Annotated in this window: 19 protein-coding genes and 1 tRNA gene; 14 read left to right on the top strand and 6 right to left on the bottom strand. The window is 66.9% G+C overall.

The window, feature by feature from the left end; all coding sequences use genetic code 11:
* The first annotated feature begins 66 nt into the window (after positions 1-66).
* From QP045_RS13230 to QP045_RS13205, 6 genes are all read left to right on the top strand, one after another.
* Positions 67-1,728 carry a hypothetical protein gene (locus QP045_RS13230; RefSeq protein WP_422515460.1) on the top strand — a complete coding sequence of 554 codons (1,662 nt, stop codon included), beginning with the start codon at positions 67-69 and terminating at the stop codon, positions 1,726-1,728.
* Complete coding sequence (locus QP045_RS13225; protein ID WP_422515459.1) at positions 1,725-2,027, top strand: hypothetical protein; 303 nt, start codon at positions 1,725-1,727, stop codon at positions 2,025-2,027. Before QP045_RS13230 ends, QP045_RS13225 begins: the two co-directional genes overlap by 4 nt.
* Complete coding sequence (locus QP045_RS13220) at positions 2,024-2,521, top strand: hypothetical protein (RefSeq protein ID WP_422515458.1); 498 nt, start codon at positions 2,024-2,026, stop codon at positions 2,519-2,521. The genes QP045_RS13225 and QP045_RS13220 overlap by 4 nt, the downstream gene beginning before the upstream one ends.
* On the top strand, positions 2,518-2,745 hold the full coding sequence (locus tag QP045_RS13215) for a hypothetical protein (RefSeq protein ID WP_422515457.1): 228 nt from the start codon (positions 2,518-2,520) through the stop codon (positions 2,743-2,745). The genes QP045_RS13220 and QP045_RS13215 overlap by 4 nt, the downstream gene beginning before the upstream one ends.
* The gene (locus QP045_RS13210) at positions 2,742-3,128 is read left to right on the top strand and encodes a hypothetical protein (RefSeq protein WP_422515456.1); all 387 of its coding nucleotides are present in this window, start codon (positions 2,742-2,744) and stop codon (positions 3,126-3,128) included. The genes QP045_RS13215 and QP045_RS13210 overlap by 4 nt, the downstream gene beginning before the upstream one ends.
* 135 nt (positions 3,129-3,263) lie before the next feature.
* Positions 3,264-4,613: a tyrosine-type recombinase/integrase gene (locus tag QP045_RS13205; RefSeq protein ID WP_422515455.1), complete on the top strand. Its 1,350-nt coding sequence runs from the start codon at positions 3,264-3,266 to the stop codon at positions 4,611-4,613.
* A 17-nt stretch (positions 4,614-4,630) separates the two neighbouring features.
* Here QP045_RS13205 and QP045_RS13200 read toward each other — a convergent pair.
* Positions 4,631-4,706: transfer RNA gene (locus tag QP045_RS13200), tRNA-Ala, on the bottom strand.
* A 214-nt stretch (positions 4,707-4,920) separates the two neighbouring features.
* Here QP045_RS13200 and QP045_RS13195 point away from each other — a divergent pair.
* Positions 4,921-6,231, top strand: a complete 1,311-nt coding sequence (locus QP045_RS13195; protein WP_422515454.1) for a DUF2171 domain-containing protein — start codon at positions 4,921-4,923, stop codon at positions 6,229-6,231.
* A 125-nt stretch (positions 6,232-6,356) separates the two neighbouring features.
* Here QP045_RS13195 and QP045_RS13190 read toward each other — a convergent pair whose 3' ends face one another.
* From QP045_RS13190 to QP045_RS13170, 5 genes are read right to left on the bottom strand one after another with little or no spacing between them, the layout of a single operon-like run.
* Positions 6,357-7,364 carry a zinc-dependent alcohol dehydrogenase family protein gene (locus QP045_RS13190; RefSeq protein ID WP_422515453.1) on the bottom strand — a complete coding sequence of 336 codons (1,008 nt, stop codon included), beginning with the start codon at positions 7,362-7,364 and terminating at the stop codon, positions 6,357-6,359.
* A gap of 58 nt (positions 7,365-7,422) precedes the next feature.
* Positions 7,423-7,602, bottom strand: coding sequence for a hypothetical protein (locus QP045_RS13185; protein WP_422515452.1), 180 nt, complete (start codon positions 7,600-7,602; stop codon positions 7,423-7,425).
* Positions 7,603-7,624: 22 nt separating this feature from the next.
* On the bottom strand, positions 7,625-8,080 hold the full coding sequence (locus tag QP045_RS13180; protein ID WP_422515567.1) for a YaiI/YqxD family protein: 456 nt from the start codon (positions 8,078-8,080) through the stop codon (positions 7,625-7,627).
* Positions 8,077-8,553 carry a GreA/GreB family elongation factor gene (locus tag QP045_RS13175; RefSeq protein WP_422515451.1) on the bottom strand — a complete coding sequence of 159 codons (477 nt, stop codon included), beginning with the start codon at positions 8,551-8,553 and terminating at the stop codon, positions 8,077-8,079. Before QP045_RS13175 ends, QP045_RS13180 begins: the two co-directional genes overlap by 4 nt.
* A 4-nt stretch (positions 8,554-8,557) precedes the next feature.
* Positions 8,558-9,451 (bottom strand): neutral zinc metallopeptidase, encoded by an 894-nt coding sequence (locus QP045_RS13170; protein WP_422515450.1) that lies wholly within the window; start codon positions 9,449-9,451, stop codon positions 8,558-8,560.
* A 125-nt stretch (positions 9,452-9,576) separates the two neighbouring features.
* Between QP045_RS13170 and QP045_RS13165 the strand changes: the two genes are divergently transcribed.
* The 7 genes from QP045_RS13165 (at position 9,577) to QP045_RS13135 (ending at position 15,669) form a co-directional block, all read left to right on the top strand.
* Positions 9,577-10,743 carry a patatin-like phospholipase family protein gene (locus tag QP045_RS13165; RefSeq protein WP_422515449.1) on the top strand — a complete coding sequence of 389 codons (1,167 nt, stop codon included), beginning with the start codon at positions 9,577-9,579 and terminating at the stop codon, positions 10,741-10,743.
* A gap of 17 nt (positions 10,744-10,760) precedes the next feature.
* A complete protein-coding gene (locus QP045_RS13160) occupies positions 10,761-11,546 on the top strand; it encodes a 3-hydroxybutyrate dehydrogenase (protein ID WP_422515448.1) in 786 nt (261 codons plus the stop codon).
* Between the two features lie 194 nt (positions 11,547-11,740).
* On the top strand, positions 11,741-12,256 hold the full coding sequence (locus QP045_RS13155) for a DUF4893 domain-containing protein (RefSeq protein WP_422515447.1): 516 nt from the start codon (positions 11,741-11,743) through the stop codon (positions 12,254-12,256).
* Between the two features lie 70 nt (positions 12,257-12,326).
* A complete protein-coding gene (locus tag QP045_RS13150) occupies positions 12,327-13,631 on the top strand; it encodes an amidohydrolase (RefSeq protein WP_422515446.1) in 1,305 nt (434 codons plus the stop codon).
* Between the two features lie 133 nt (positions 13,632-13,764).
* On the top strand, positions 13,765-14,385 hold the full coding sequence (locus tag QP045_RS13145; RefSeq protein ID WP_422515445.1) for a 50S ribosomal protein L25/general stress protein Ctc: 621 nt from the start codon (positions 13,765-13,767) through the stop codon (positions 14,383-14,385).
* Positions 14,386-14,480: 95 nt separating this feature from the next.
* Positions 14,481-15,053 (top strand): aminoacyl-tRNA hydrolase, encoded by a 573-nt coding sequence (pth, locus tag QP045_RS13140; RefSeq protein ID WP_422515444.1) that lies wholly within the window; start codon positions 14,481-14,483, stop codon positions 15,051-15,053.
* Positions 15,054-15,063: 10 nt separating this feature from the next.
* Complete coding sequence (locus QP045_RS13135) at positions 15,064-15,669, top strand: TIGR02466 family protein (RefSeq protein WP_422515443.1); 606 nt, start codon at positions 15,064-15,066, stop codon at positions 15,667-15,669.
* Positions 15,670-15,929: the final 260 nt, after the last annotated feature.

Below are 15,929 nucleotides of genomic sequence, written 5' to 3'. Positions count from 1 at the left end.
GCGTTGACTAGTCGGATATCTCCGACTATCCATACTCCGTCGGCCGCGACGACGTGGCGGCATCTGATGGAGATCATCATGGCAACGCAATTCAAGGACATCGCCTTTCCGGCCGCGCAGACATCGTCCCGCGCGCCGACGGCCGCCCTAACCGCGGTCAACCGGGCATTCGGCGGCACTTCGACTGGAGCGGGCGAGCAGACGCTCGACGAGCTGGCTGGACAGGCGCAGTCGCTCGACCTCGCTGCTTGGGACGCCGCGCTTGCTAAGGCTGAGGCTGCGATCGCTGCCCGTGACGCCCACTGGGACGAGCATATCGAGCCCCTTTTCGCGGACGCAGGGGCAGAGCTCCGCAAAGAGCCGAACTGGCAGGCTTACCTCCCGCTCACCAAGGCCGCTGCCCGCGCCGCAGTGGAGCTCGCAAGACTCACCCCGCCCGATCAGAACGGCTTCATCCTCGCGGTGCATATGCTGTGCAGCACTGCAATGCTCGGCGTGGAAGATATCGTGCCTCACGGTGGCGAAGCCCTGGTCGACGAGATCAAGCGCCATGCAGGCGACTTGCTTGATGGAGCGGTGGTTCGTGAACGCTTCATGGGCGGCGCGCTGGCACACTGGCAGCGGCTTTGGGCTGGCGTTGAGGAAGCGCGCGCGGAGTACCGCCGGTACGAGGCTGAAGTCTACACCCCGGTGGTCAAGCGCTACGAGCAAGCGATCGCCCTCCTTGACGCCGGCACACCGACGGACGCGGTTCAGAACGATATTGACGCGCTCGGACAGGTAGAGGCGCACGATAGCTACCTTGCGTGGGGATACTGCGACGCGCGAGATCAGCTCTACCGCGCTCCTGCCCCCGGCCCGGCCGAGCTCGCGGTCAAGCTCCAGCTTATGGCAGAGGAGCAGGATTGGGCACGCTGTGGTGAGCGGACGGCCGAAGTTCTTGCATCCGACGCGCGTCGGTTCGGGCGCTTGGGCGCGTTCCTTCAGCGCGACGCCGACCTTCTCTCCGCGTTTGCGGAGTTCAGACGGGGCACCGAACTGTGGCTGGCTTCCGGACCGGGTCACGATCTACCGGAGGACGACGCTGCGGCTGATGCGCGGACGGCGGCTCTCGAAGACCTCGTAATCGCGACGCAGGCGACCACCGTCGAGGGAGTGCTCGCTAAGCTGCGCCGCGCTTTTCAAGGCATCGTTGGGGAAGCGTGGTCCGATCGAGCCATGACCGACCCGAAGCACCCCGACTTCGTCGAAGGGCTGCAATCTGCCGACTGGTACCCCCGGCTGATGTGGCACGCGATCGATGACTTGGCGAAGTTGGGAGGTGTCGACCTTGCGTCTCATGGCACTGACGGCCAGCCGGCGCCGACTCCGCGGATGCGGCCCGCAGCAGCGGACACGCCGGACCTGGTGAAACTGCCACGCCCGGAAGCCAAAGCAGCCGGCCTCCGCAGCATTCTCGATGAACGGAACACGGTGCTTAAAGGGCTGAATGAGCCGAGCCTCACCGACGAAGAAGGCGCGTTAATCGGCCAGCAACTGATGGAGGTGGAGTGTCGCCTGATCGACACTCCAGCCGTCACTGCAGACGACATGATGGCGAAGCTGCTGCTGATCGCTCAAATCGCGGAAGAGGGCCACGAGGCTGAAGAAGACCTCGCGGCCAAGGTCCTCGCTGAGGCACGTGCACTCGGCTTCGCTCAGGGACCTGCTCGGAGCGAAGCGGCATGAGCGAGGTCGACCACGCCTATCAGGCACGCTTCACCGAGGCGCTCATGCAGGCGATCATGACGGTGTCGATCGTCGACGAGCCTGGCCAGCCGCGCACGGCCTTCGTGCGCAGCGGAGAGGTCATCGACTCCATGCTGTCGATGATCGCTCTTCTCAGCTCGACCAGCGTCGAGACCAGGACACCGGCAAAGACGCGGGCGCTGTGCGACCGACTGGCTCGGAAGCTTCAGCGTCTGATCGCCGGGGCCCAGCGGTCGCCTAGCCCCTTCGAGACGATTAATCCGGAGCTCCGCTCATGACCGGCGTCTATAATCACCAATGCTTCATCCCGTTGCACCAGGTCGTCAGCGCCGTGCCGGTCGAGAACCGGCACGGCGTGGAGATGGTCCAGCTTCGGCAGGCGGACGGCACCACGAACATGGACCTGATGACCTGGGAGCGGTTTGGCGCGACACCTGTCCAGCTGATCCCCTCAGAGACGGGAACCAGCTTCCTTCATGTCTTCACGGGTGGAGACGACACGGACGAATGGTCTGTAGAAGCTGTGCCGTTGATCGGCTGGGCGCTCTGCGTCGACGGAGATGTCCGCCCTGTTACCGCCGCTGGCGTCAATGACGGCGTCAGCGAGCCAGGGGACATCGGCAACTTTGTGCAGATGCCGAACGGCAAGGTGGTTTCGTGCTCGTCCTGGGCAAGCCACGGCTGGTTCGAGAACACCGAGAAACTACTCACCTTCGCGCTGGAGGTCCGCGGCAAGCGACCGGTGCCGGCGACGCAGGAGCCGGCGGCATGATCCGGCTCGCAGTAGAGAACTCGTCGACCGACGTCGCGTGGCGAGCCTTCGACGAAGCGGCGCTCGCGCTTCACCGGCGCTACGCTGCCGACGCCCGTCGCCCAAGCGCGATCTCTCCACCTGAGCGCACCGCGCGCATGAGGGCCGCGCAGGAAGTGGCACGGCTCTGGGATGAGTGGCGCGTCCTGTTCCTGGCGGTCGACAACTCGGGAGGCGCGGCGTGATCGACAACAAGCGCAATCAAGCCGGCGTGCAGCTCGGAATGGACAAGCTGCTCCGCACCGTCCGCCGTGACGTGCCCTGGCTGGAGCCTTGGTATGACTGGGGCACCAGCAACGTCTTCCGCCTCGACACGCGGGAGGTGGATTTCTCGGACGAGAGCGAAGGGCCAGCCAAGTTCTTCGAGCTGCAATGGCTGGGCATCAGCTTGGCCCTTCAGATGGGTCGCACGCCGCGCAAGATTCCAGCCGGGGAAGTCGCAGCCAACAAGGCGCGTAACGCGACCTACGAGGCGGATCGCCTGGCGGAAGCACAGGGCGCCGCGCCGGCGAGATCTCCTCTGCCCACGATCTGCACGGGAGGGATCAATGACCCTGCCCTTCCATGAGCTGACAGATCAGCTCGAGCGGGCGGCCCGGAACGGCACCAGGGCGCACCTCGCGCCGGACGTCGTGCGCGCTCTGGTGGAGTCCCCCGCCTATTCCATTCTCACCGACGAACGCAGGAAGGAGCTCGTCTCCACATGGCGCGACAAAAGGCCCAAAGCGCTGAGCGCGTCCAACTCGGCTCCTACTGGCTCGAATACCGAGCCGAGCGGGATGACTGGAGCATCTGCTGGTACGATCCCGCCGCTCGTACACGGCGCCGCCGCAAGACAGGCATTGGAGGAGGCGGCAGCACTGAGCCGCCCGAGGCAGCGCGGGAAGCGCTAGCGCGCCACTACCTGGAGGCGAGCAAGCCGGCCGAGCCCCAGCCGAAGGCGCAGGCGATGGTACCGGAGCTGCTGACCGGCTGGATGCGGGATCATGTGGCTACGAAGGCTGATAGCGCGCGCTATGCCATCTCGGTGCAGCACCTGCTCCGCTTTTTCGATCGTGAGCAGCGCCTCGGCCACGTCACCGGCGGGGTGACGGTCGCAGACGTCAACAAGACGTTCGTCGATCGCTTCATTGCCTTCAGAAAGGGCGAAGGTGTCGGCGGCCACACGATCAGCCGCGACCTGGCCGCGCTCCGTGGTGCGCTGAACTGGGCTTGGCGCGAGGAGCTGATCGAGGCCGCTCCGTTCGTGAAGGACGTCGAGGCGAAGGAGAAGGCGAAACCGCGCGACCTGACCTATTCTATGGAGCAGGTCGCGGCGCTGTTGGAAGCCGCCTGGAGCCGGCCGGAGCGGCACCACGTGTTCCTCTATTCGCTCATCGCGCTCAGCACCTGCGGCCGCAGCGAGGCGATTCTGGACCTGCACGATCACCAGATCGACCGTGGGCTGATCTTCTTCCTAGATCCGGATCGTGACCAAACGTCCAAGCGTCGGTCGATCGTACCGATCGCGCCGACCCTGGCGCCGTGGCTGCAGGGGATCACCGGCAAGGTCATCAAGTACCGGGCAGAGCTGGCGCCGGCGAAGTGGGCGGATCCAGCTGTGCCGGAGTTCTTTGAGCGCGACTGCTACGACCTGGGCAACGCCTTCGACGCCTGCTTGGTGGAGGCCGGGATCAGCCGACCGGTGCTCGACGCGCGAGGCAAGCCAGCCTGCCTGCCGCCCCGTCGGAAGCTGGGTGAGACGGAGCCCCGACCGAAGCTGCGCGGCCGCGGCACGCCGAACACACTACGCCACACAATCATTACCGAAATGCACGCGCGCGGCGTTCCCGAGGCGCAGATCGAGGCGGCAGCTGGGCACATCGGCGAGGGCACGAACAAGCGGAACTACCGGCACCTGCGGCCCGACTATCTCAGTGAGTTGGTCGAGGCGGTTGAAGATTACTGGTCAGAGATGAAGCGGTACACGACCGTGCATTTGCGGTCCCGGTGCGGTCCCAGAAGCGCCGGCTTGTCAGCTGGTCATGGAGGTCAGCATGTCGCCAGTGGCTGAAATGCTGGAATGTGGGGTGGTGGAGCTGAGGGGAATCGAACCCCTGACCTCTGCAGTGCGATTGCAGCGCTCTCCCATCTGAGCTACAGCCCCGCCCCGTCCCCGGCAGCGCCGGGGTCGCTCCCTTAACTCGGCTGCATGGGCGATGCAACTGCCCGCCACCGCAATTCGCGGGAGGTGCCACTGCGCCGAATGGCGGCGACGGCGCGTCGGACTGTCGGAACTTGGGATTTCCTGACCGGTTATATTCCCCGGAAGCTGCGCCACGAGACGCGGCACCGCAGGATGACGTTTCAGGAGACGATCCATGGCGTATGAACGCTATCCCCGAGGAGGCGAGTCCGCGGGTGATTACGGCCAAGATTTTGGCTCCGGCCGCGACTACACCTATTCGAGCGCAAGAGACTATGCCGCCGCCGGTGAAGACGGATATCGCGGGCGTGGGCGCGGCGGTTATGGCCGCGAAAGCTATCGCAGCCGCGACTTTGGTGCCCGCGAGAACTACGGCAACCGGGACTATGGCTCCCGCGGCAGCGAGAACTACGGCGGCGGCCGCTACCGCGACCGCGGCGCGGAAGCCTATCGCGGCAGCTATGCCAGCGACGGCCATCGCTTCAACGACGTAGATCGCGACGAGCGCAGCAGCTGGGAGCGGGATAACCGCTATTCCGGCGACCGCGAAGGCCGCGGCGACTATCGCCCGCGTGGCTATGGTGCGGGCTCCAGCTACGGCGAGCGTGGCTATGGTGACCGCAGTCATGCCGATCGTGGCGGGCAGGACCGCGGCTATGGCGAACGCTACCGCGAAGACCGCTATGCCTCGCAGTCCCGCTACCGCGACGACCGGGACGACCGCCGCTTCCGCGGCCAGCCGCAGGGTTATGAATATGACGAACGCGGCTTCCTGGATCGCGCCGGCGACGAGGTCCGCTCGTGGTTCGGCGATGAGGAGGCGGAGCGCCGCCGCGAACTCGACCAGCGATACGACGAGCGGCGCGAAGCTCGGGAAGGCCGTTATGGCCAGGACCCGCATTATGGCAGCTGGCGCAGTGCGCAGCTTGCCGAGTTCGACCGCGATTATGACGAATATCGCCAGGAGAACGCGAGCAGGTTCCACAACGAGTTCAGCAGCTGGCGCACCGAGCGCCAGGGCCAGCGAAGCGCGCTGAGCCGCGTGCAGGAGCACATGGAAGTGGTCGGCTCCGACGGCAAGCATGTCGGGACGGTGGACAAGGTCCGCGGCGATCGCATCCTGCTGACCAAGAACGACGTCGACGCGCACGGTCGCCATCACTCGATCCCGTCACGCTGGATCGAGACCGTCGATGACAAGGTGAAGATCCGTAAGACCGCGGATGAAGCCAAGAACCACTGGCGCGACGAGGAACGGAACCAGGCGATGTTCGGTGACGACCGCCACAGTTCCTATTCCGGCAACGCCTCGACCGGCGGCAGCACGGCCACGAGCGGCACTGCGACGAGCAGCACCGCGGGCGCCGGCACGCCGGGCACTACGGGCTCGACTGCCAACACGGGCGGAACGTCGACGACGGGTACTCCCGCCGGCGGCGGTCAGACCGGTGGTAGTTCGACTCAGGGCGGTTCAACCTTCCGCTGAACCCCCTGAGCGCTGCCGGGCTTCCCCTGCCTGGCGGCACCTACGGACTGGGCCCGGACCATCGGTCCGGGCCCATCTTCTTTGGGACGCTTGCTGGTGGAACGTGGCCGTTCTTCAGGCCGCGATCACCATTCGACACCGATCTTGCCGAAATGGCTGCCGCTTTCCTCGTAGCGGAACGCGTCGGCAAGCTGTTCCAGACCGAAGCGGCGATCGACCACCGGGCGGATGCCGGTCGCCTCAAGCGCCGCGACGAACGCCTGCTGGTCCGCACGGCTGCCGACGATCAGCCCCTGCAACCGCGCCTGACGGCCCATCAGCGCTGCGGTCGGCACCTCGCCGCCGACACCGGTCAACACGCCGATCAGCGAGATATGGCCACCGACCCGCACCGCCTCGATCGACTCGGCGAGCGTTCCGGGTCCGCCGACCTCCACGACATGGTCAACGCCGATGCCGCCGGTCCAATCGCGAATCGCGCGGCCCCAATTGGCTTCGGACCGATAGTTGAGCGTGAAGTCGGCGCCCAGAGCGCGCGCGCGCTCCAGCTTCTCGTCCGAGGACGACGTGATCGCCACCCGGGCGCCCATCGCCTTGGCGATCTGCAACGCCCAGATCGACACGCCGCCTGTGCCGAGCAGCAGGACCGTGTCCCCCGCCTTCAGCTGGCCGTCCACGACCAGCGCACGCCATGCGGTGAGGCCCGCGGTGGTGATCGTGGCGGCCTCTACCGCATCATAGCCTTTGGGCGCGCGGGTGAAGGCGGTTGCCGGCCGCACCACATATTCCTGCGCGAAACCGTCGATGCCGTCGCCTGGCGTGCCGCTGAAGTCCCCGATGATCGGCGGCCCGGCCTGCCAAGCCGGAAAGAAGCAGGAGACGACGGCGTCGCCCACGGCGAACTCGTGCACGCCTTCGCCGACTGCCTCGACGACGCCGCCGCCGTCCGCCAGGGGAATACGGCCGTCGCCACAGGGCATGATGCCGCTGACGACGCCATAATCATGGAAATTGAGCGAACTACCGTGCACCGCCACGCGGATTTCGCCAGGCCCCGGATGCCCGGGATCGGGCCGGTCCTCGATCCGCAACCGGTCCAGCCCGCGCGGGGTGCCCACAACCATCGCCTTCATGCTCTGCTCCTTCTGATCGGGAATGCAGAGACAACGCCGCCGGGGCCCCCGGTCTCCCTCAGTGCAGCTTCGAGATCGACAGGCCGTCTTCCTTGGCGCGCTGTTTCACCGATTCCTCGCTGCGGGTGAGCGCCTTGGCGATCGATTTCAGCGGCATTCCCTTCTTGGCCAGGGTGTGCAGCTTCTGGATCTCATCGGGACGCCAGGGCTGGCGATGGCGTTCGAAACGTTCGGCCATGTTGGTTCTCCTTACCGTCCCGCTACCCCGTCCGCGTCAGTCGCACCAGCAACGTGTCGAGCGCCTGAAGGAAGCGCGAGCGGTCCGCCTTTGAAAAGGGCGGCGGACCGCCGATCTGGTCGCCGCCTGCGCGCAGGTCCGCCATGATCGCCCGCACCGCGATGGCGCTGCCGATCGAGGCGGTGGTGAACGGCTTGCCATTGGGTGCGATCACGCTAGCCCCGGCCTTGAGCGCGCGGTCCGCCAGCAGGATATCGGCAGTCACCACCACCGATCGCACATCCGCGTGCTCGGCGATCCAGTCATCCGCAGCATCAAAGCCGCTGTCCACGACGATCCGCTCCACGCCTGGCGGGACGCGCAGCCAGGCGTTGCTGACGATGGTGACCTGGGCACCCACTCGCTCGGCGACGCGATAGACCTCGTCCTTCACCGGGCACGCGTCGGCATCGACCAGGATGCGCGGTCGCGTACTCAGGACTCCGCCTCCGCGATCGGGCGGGTATCGAGCACCTCAATCGCACCCGCCTTTCCGCCAAAGTCGAGAAGCTCGCCCACTTCGGCACCCGTCATCGCCACCGCCAGCGGCGCGGTAAAGGGGATCAGCCCCGCTGCAGGTTCCGCCTCGTCACTGCCCACCAGCGACACCGTGCGCGTCTGGCCGTTCAGCCGGAAGGTGACGCAGGATCCGAACGCCACCTCCCCCTCGGGCGGCGGCGGCGCGATGTTCGCGGTCGAAAAGCGCGCGTGCCAATAGCGCAGGTCGCGCTTCAGGGCCGTCCGCTTCTCCTCGTCGGTCTCCGCGGCGAGCGCGGCTTCCAGGCGCGTGACCTCCGCCTCGATCTTCGCGAGACCGCGGCGAGTGACCAGATTGGGGCCCGGCGGCAGCGGCAGCTCGAATTTCGGCTCCTTGTGCTCGTCGTCTCCCTCACGTCGAAAGGCCACGCTCATTGGGTCAGATCGCTCCGGAGAAAGTGTCGCATTTCGCGGGATCACCCGATTCCAGCCCGATGCGCAACCACTTCATGCGCTGGGCAGAGGTGCCGTGGGTGAAGCTCTCCGGCACGACGCGGCCCTGCGACTGTTGTTGCAGCGTGTCGTCGCCGATCGCCTCGGCAGCGCGCAGGCCTTCCTCGATGTCGCCCGGCTCGATCCGGTCGCGGTTCCGCGCCGCCCAGACGCCGGCATAGCAATCGGCCTGCAGTTCCAGCCGCACCGAGGCGGCATTGCCCTCTGCCTGGCTGGCGCGCTGCTGGATGGCCGTCACCTTTGCGGCAGTGCCGGTCAGGTTCTGGATATGGTGCCCAACCTCATGCGCGATGACATAGGCCTGGGCAAAGTCACCCGCCGCGCCGAAGCGCTGCTCCAGCTCCCGGAAGAAGCTGGTGTCGAGGTACACGCCCTGGTCCGGCGGGCAGTAGAAGGGCCCCATCGCCGATTGCGCGGCGCCGCAGCCCGACTGCGCATTCCGCTGGTAGAAGTTGATCGTGGCCGGGCGATAGGTTGCTCCCTGTTCCTGGAAAATCCTGCCCCAGGTCTGCTCGGTCGAGGTCATGACCCGGCAGGAGAACAGCTCCGCCTCCGTATCGCAGGCGACGTTGTTGCCGCTGCTCGCGACCCGGCCTTGCTGCACGCCCTGTCCGCCACCGCCGCCCAGGATGCCGCCGCCACCGCTCATCAAGAGGTAGCCGACCACGATGACGGCGAGGATGGCGAAGCTGCCGCATCCCATGCGCCCGCGCCCCAGCAGCAGCGGCAACAGCCCCAGCAGGCCGAAGCCACCACCGCCGCCGCCACCGCTGCCCAGGTCGCGCGCGTTCCGTGTGGGATCCAGATCGTCGAGACGCATCGCGCCATCCTCGTTCGTTGAAGGTCCGCAACTAAATGCGCGGCGCGCCGGGACGTTGCACCCGCCCCGCCGAATCCCGGCTGCGATGTTGAAGCGCGCGCCGGTCCGGTCCATGTTCGCCGGTAATGGCCGACGCCGATCCCAACCCGCACCGCCGCAGCCACCAGGCGCTTCCGCTCCCCGACTGCGTTGCCCTCGTCCTACAAGGCGGTGGCGCGCTCGGCAGCTATCAGGCGGGCGTGATCGAGGCGCTGGACGAGAACGGCATCGGCATCGATTGGGTGGCGGGCATCTCGATCGGTGCGGTCAACGCGGCGATCATCGCCGGCAATCCGCCGGAGCGGCGGATCGAGCGGCTTCGCGCATTCTGGGAGCAGGCGAGCAGCGCGCTTCCCCGCTTCCCGCTCTACCCCGACGATCGCGTCCGGGAGGCGGTCCACGAATGGTCCGCGGCCTTTGTACTGGGCACCGGCGTACCCGGCTTCTTCCGGCCGCGGCTGTGGCCGCCGGTCCTCGCACTTCCCGGCACGCCCGAGGCGCTCAGCTTCTACGATACCGAACCGCTGCGCGAGACGCTGGACAGGCTCATCGACTGGGACCTCCTCAACCACGGTCCGGTGCGACTGTCGGTGGGGGCAGTGAACCTCGAGAGCGGCAACTTCGCCTATTTCGACACGCGCGAGCGCCGCATCGACGCGCGCCACATCATGGCGTCGGGGGCGCTTCCGCCCGGGCTGCCGCCGGTCGAGATCGACGGGTGCTGGTATTGGGACGGCGGCCTCGTCTCCAACACGCCGCTGACCCATGTGCTCGACCATCAGGATGCGGCGATGCTCGTGTTCCAGGTCGACCTGTTCCCGGCCGCCGCCGAACGGCCGCGCACGCTCACCGACGTGCTGGCGCGCGAGAAGGAAATCCGGTTTTCCAGCCGCACCCGCCAGGTCAGCGACGAGCGCATGCGCCTGCGCCAGGAGCGCGAGGCGATCCGCAAGGTGCTGGCCAAGCTCCCCCCCGAGCTGCGTGAGGACCCAGAGGTCCGGGCACTGGCGTCGCGCGCCGCGGAACTGCCGGTGAGCCTGGTTCACCTGATCCACCGCGCCAATGCCTGGGAGGGGGGATCGCGCGACTTCGAATTTTCGGCACGCACCATGCACGAACATTGGGATGCCGGGCGGAACGCGGTTGCGCAGACCATGGCCAATGCGCAGGTGGTGGCCGCCGATCTCCTGGACGGCAGGACTGCCGCCTATGACCTTACCCGCACGCCGGCCAGCCCGCCGGCGCCGCGCTGACCACGAAAGGCACCGCCATGTTCCTGAAGGGCAAGACCGCGATCGTTACCGGCTCCACTTCCGGCATCGGCCTCGCGATGGCGCGCGCGCTCGCCGTCAAGGGTGCGACGATCGTCATCAACGGCTTTGGCGACGCGGAAGCGATCGAGCGCGAACGCTCGAACCTGGCCATCCTGAACGGCGGCGAAGCCCGCTATGATCCGGCGGACATGACCAAGCCCGACGAGATCGCGGCGATGGTCGACCGTACGGCCGAAGAGTTCGGCGCCGTCGACATCATCGTGAACAACGCCGGCATCCAGCATGTCGCGCCGATCGAGGATTTTCCGGTCGACACGTTCAACGCGATCATCGCGATCAACATGGCCTCTGCCTGGCACATGATGCGGGCCGCGGTTCCGCACATGAAGAAGCGCGGCTGGGGCCGGATCATCTCGACCGCCTCCGCCCATTCGCTGGTCGCGAGCCCGAACAAGTCGGCCTATGTCATGGCCAAGCATGCGATCGCGGGCCTTACCAAGACCGTGGCGCTGGAAACCGCGACCCACGGCATCACCGTCAACTGCATCTCGCCGGGCTATGTCTGGACGCCGCTGGTCGAACAGCAGATCCCCGACACCATGTCGTCGCGCGGCATGACGCGCGAGCAGGTGATGAACGACGTGCTCCTCGCTGCCCAGCCGACGAAGGAGTTCGTCACTGCGGAGCAGGTCGCCGCCTTTACCCTGTACCTGTGCCGCGAAGACGCCAAGGCGATCACCGGCGCCAACATTTCAATGGACGGCGGCTGGACTGCCGCCTGACGGCACTTGCGCTTCCGGATCGAAGCGGCGAGCGTGGTGGTTTGACGGTTCGAGTTGCCAGGGGCGTGTGCATGCGAGGTTGGGGTTGGACGGTGATAGCGGGGGCGCTGCTCGCAGGCGGGTGCGCCCGGGACGGCGGGAGCAGTCCGACAGCCGCAGCCGCCAGCCGTGCGGCCACCCCCGACTGGCGCACCATGGCGACCGCCGCCGACCGTGACCGGCTGCGCAATTGGCGCACCGCCTGGATCTCGGCCCTGACAGCGGCACGGGCGAGCGATGCGAAGGCGGTGGCCGCTCAGGGGGTGCTGTTCGATCCCGACCATGCACTTCCCGGCGAACCGCCACCGCCCGGGAATTATCGCTGCCGCGTGTTCAAGCTCGGCACGGGCCGCGCGGCATCTCCGGGCTATGTGGCCTACCCGAACTTCGCCTGCCGGATCGATAGCGAGGCGGATGTGCTGAGCTTCTACAAGCTCAGCGGATCGCAACGTCCGGTCGGGCTGATCCTGCCGGCGGCCCAGAGCTTCAGCGTCTTTCTGGGCACATTGGTGCTCGGCGATGAGGCCGCCCCGCTTGATTACGGCCGCGACGCCACGCGCGACATGGCCGGGCGGGTCGAAAAGGTGGACGAGCGCCGCTGGCGGCTGGTCCTCCCTTATCCGCGTTTTGAATCCACCCTGGATGTCATCGAGCTGGTGCCGACCGACTGAGTACGACCTTCGCCCGCTTGCCAAGCACGCGGAACCCGTAGCAGGCTGTCGTCAAACACGGGGAACTGTCATGCGTCCGTTGCTTGCCGCCACCCTGCTCGCCACCGCCACCCCTGCCGCCGCCGAACCCGTCCGCGATGCGACGACCGCGGCGATGCCGCAGTTGATGACGCTCTATCGTGAGCTCCACGCCGCGCCCGAACTCAGTCGCCAGGAGGTGAAGACCGCCGCCCGCATGGCTGCCGAAGCGCGCAAGGCCGGCTTCACCGTTACGGAAAAGGTCGGCGGGACCGGCGTGGTCGCGGTGCTGCGGAACGGTCCCGGGCCCACGTTACTGATCCGCACGGACATGGACGGCCTGCCCGTGACGGAGGCGACGGGATTGCCATTCGCGTCCAAGGTCCGCGCCACCACTGCGGAGGGCGTCGAAACCGGCGTGATGCACGCCTGCGGCCACGACACCCACATGGCCAGCTGGGTCGGCGCGCTGCGCAACCTGGCGGCGATGAAGAGCCAATGGTCGGGGACTTTGGTGATGATCGCCCAGCCCGCCGAAGAGGTCGGGCTCGGCGCGCAGGCGATGCTTGCGGACGGTCTCTACAACCGCTTCCCGAAGCCCGGCTATGTCATCGCCTTCCACGACAATGCCGCCCTTCCGGCAGGCGTCGTCGGCGTTCGTTCCGGCTATGCCTTTGCCAACGCAGATACCGTCGACATACTGGTCCGCGGCGTCGGCGGGCACGGCGCCTTTCCGGACACCACCAAGGACCCGATCGTCCTGGCCGCACGCATCGTGGGCGCGCTCCAGACCCTGGTCTCGCGGGAGCTCGATCCGCAGACGCCAGGCGTGGTGACGGTCGGCAGCTTCCAGGCAGGCGCCAAGCACAACATCATCCCCGACCAGGCAAAGCTGCTGCTGACGGTGCGCAGCTACAGCGACGAGACGCGGAAACACTTGCTCGACGGCATTGCCCGAGTAGCGCGGGGAGAAGCGATCGCCGCCGGCATTCCCGAAGACCGCATGCCCGTCGTGACGGTCGAGCAGAGCTATACCCCGGCCACCTTCAATACCGAGCCGCTGTCCGGCAGGCTGCGCACGCTGTTCACAACCCGCTTCGGCGACTCGCGGGTACAGGAGGTGCCGGCGACGATGGGCGGCGAGGACTTCGGTCGCTATTACCTGGCCGACAAGTCCATCCAGAGCATGATCTTCCTGGTGGGCGGAGTGAAAAGCGACAGCTGGGCAGCGGCACAGGCCGGCCAGGCGAGCCTGCCCTCCCTGCACAGCGCCACCTGGGCCCCGGATGCGGAAGCGGTGATCGGCACCGCGACCGAGGCGTTGACGGCCGCCGCCCTGGACGTGCTCAAGAAGTAGCGAGTCCCTCCCGCGGGCGTGCTTCGCTTGCCTTTTGGCGCGCTTTCACCTAAGCGCCGCCCCTTGTCGTGCCGGGGTCATCCCTGGAGGCCCGGTCGGCGAAATTGGAACCAAGCGCAATACGGAGACTGTGATGAGCGACCAGCTTACGCTGTCGGCCGAGACGCGCGATCGGGTTGGCAAGGGAGCCTCCCGTTCGCTTCGTCGCGAAGGCCGCGTGCCCGCCGTGATCTACGGCAACAAGGAAGAACCGACCCCGATCCACGTCAATGGGCGCGAGCTGATGCGCCTGCTGATGACCGGCCACTTCATGAACTCGGTCGTGATGATCGATGCCGGCGGTTCCTCGATCCGCACGCTGCCCAAGGACGTGACCTTCGACCCCGTCACCGACATGCCGGTGCACGTGGACTTCCTGCGCATCGGCGAGCACACGGCCGTCACCGTCCAGGTGCCGGTGGTGTTCGTGGACGAGGACGCAGCCCCGGGCCTGACCCGCGGTGGCGTGCTGAACGTCGTTCGCCATGAGCTGGAACTGGTCGTCGACGCGGCGAGCATTCCGGACCAGATCGAAGTGTCCCTGAAGGGCGCCGAGGTCGGCGACTCGATCCACATCTCGTCCGTGACGCTGCCTTCGGGCGCGAAGACGACGATCGAGGATCGTGACTTCACCATTGCTACGATCGTGGCGCCGTCGGCGCTGAAGTCGAGCGAAGGCGAGACACAGACCGAAGGCGAGGCAGAGGGCGCCTGAGCCCTTTTCCTTTCCGATATCGGTAAAGACAGCATCGCCTCCGCAACCCGTTGCGGGGGCGATGTTCTTTTGGACACCCAAGCACGGGGACAGTGATGCAGCTCTGGGTTGGCCTGGGCAATCCCGGCCCGCAACATGCAATGCAGCGCCACAACGTCGGCTTCATGGCCGTCGATGCGATCGGCGCGGTGCACGGCTTTTCCCCGCCGAAGAAGGCGTTCCAGGGCTGGGTTCAGGAAGGGCGCATCGGCAACGAGAAGCTGCTGCTGCTCAAGCCCGGCACCTATATGAACGAGAGCGGCCGCTCGGTGGGCGAGGCGATGCGCTTCTACAAGCTGACGCCCGCAGACGTGACGCTGTTCCATGACGAGCTCGACCTCGTCCCCTTCAAGGTGAAGGTGAAGACCGGCGGTGGTGCTGCCGGCCACAACGGCCTGCGCTCGACCGACCAGCACATCGGCAGCGACTATCGCCGCGTCCGGCTCGGCATCGGGCACCCCGGGCACAAGGACCGGGTGACCGGCTATGTGCTCGGAAACTATGCCAAGGACGAGATCGAGGACCTGTCAGACATGCTGGGCGCGGTCGCGGCCGAGGCCGAGTGGCTCGCACGCGGCGATGACGCGCGCTTCATGAGCGAGGTCGCGCGGCGGCTGCAGCGGGACTAGGAGTACCACCATGCCTGTCCGCCATCTCTTCACCACCCCGCTCTATCAGGAGCAGATCGACCAGCCCGACCTGATCGCCGAGCTGGAAGAAAGCGTCCGCGCGCTTGCCGAAGACGACATCGCCGGCAAGCGCTGGTCGCGGGAACACCGCTATCGCGGCTACACCAGCTATGCCTCGCTCAACGACCTGCCGATCCGCGACCCCGCCTTTGCCGACCTCAAGCGGCTGCTGGACCGGCATGTCGCCCGCTTTGCCGAGGCGTGCGCGATGGACCTCGGCGGACGCCGGCTGAAGCTCGACAGCCTGTGGGTCAACCTGCTGAAGCCGGGCGGCGGCCATTCCGGCCACATCCACCCGCACAGCGTGGTTTCCGGCACCGTCTATGTCGCCGTGCCCGAAGGTGCCGGCGGACTGAAGCTGGAGGACCCCCGCCTCGCCCGTTTCATGGCCGCGCCGCCGCGTCGCGCCGACGCACCGGAGAGCCTTTCGACCTTTGTCGAGGTGAACCCGCAACCAGGCACGATCCTGCTTTGGGAAAGCTGGCTCCGGCACGAAGTCATGGCCCATGCCGGCAAGGGCGAACGCATCAGCGTGAGCTTCAACTACCGCTGGTAGGGGAACGCGGGCCTCGCCGGGGGGTTGGTAGGGTACAAGCCCGGAAGGACCGAACCATGATTCAGGACCCGAACCCCAACGAGCAGCCCGACGACGCACAGGATGCGGACGCGCTGGAGGAAGCACAGGCCGAGGCCGCCGAAGAGCGCGAGGAAGAAGGCGGCTATCAATAAGCCCTGCCGCATATCCCCTTAGCAGACCGGAAGATCGCCCATGAGCCATACCCCACCCGTTCCCGACGCAAACCAGGCCCCCTATCC

The organism is Sphingomonas sp. 3-13AW, from assembly GCF_049311085.1.
Classification (GTDB): domain Bacteria; phylum Pseudomonadota; class Alphaproteobacteria; order Sphingomonadales; family Sphingomonadaceae; genus Sphingomonas.
The sequence above is the reverse complement of the archived record's forward strand: the minus strand, read 5'-3'. Positions and strand labels throughout refer to the sequence as shown.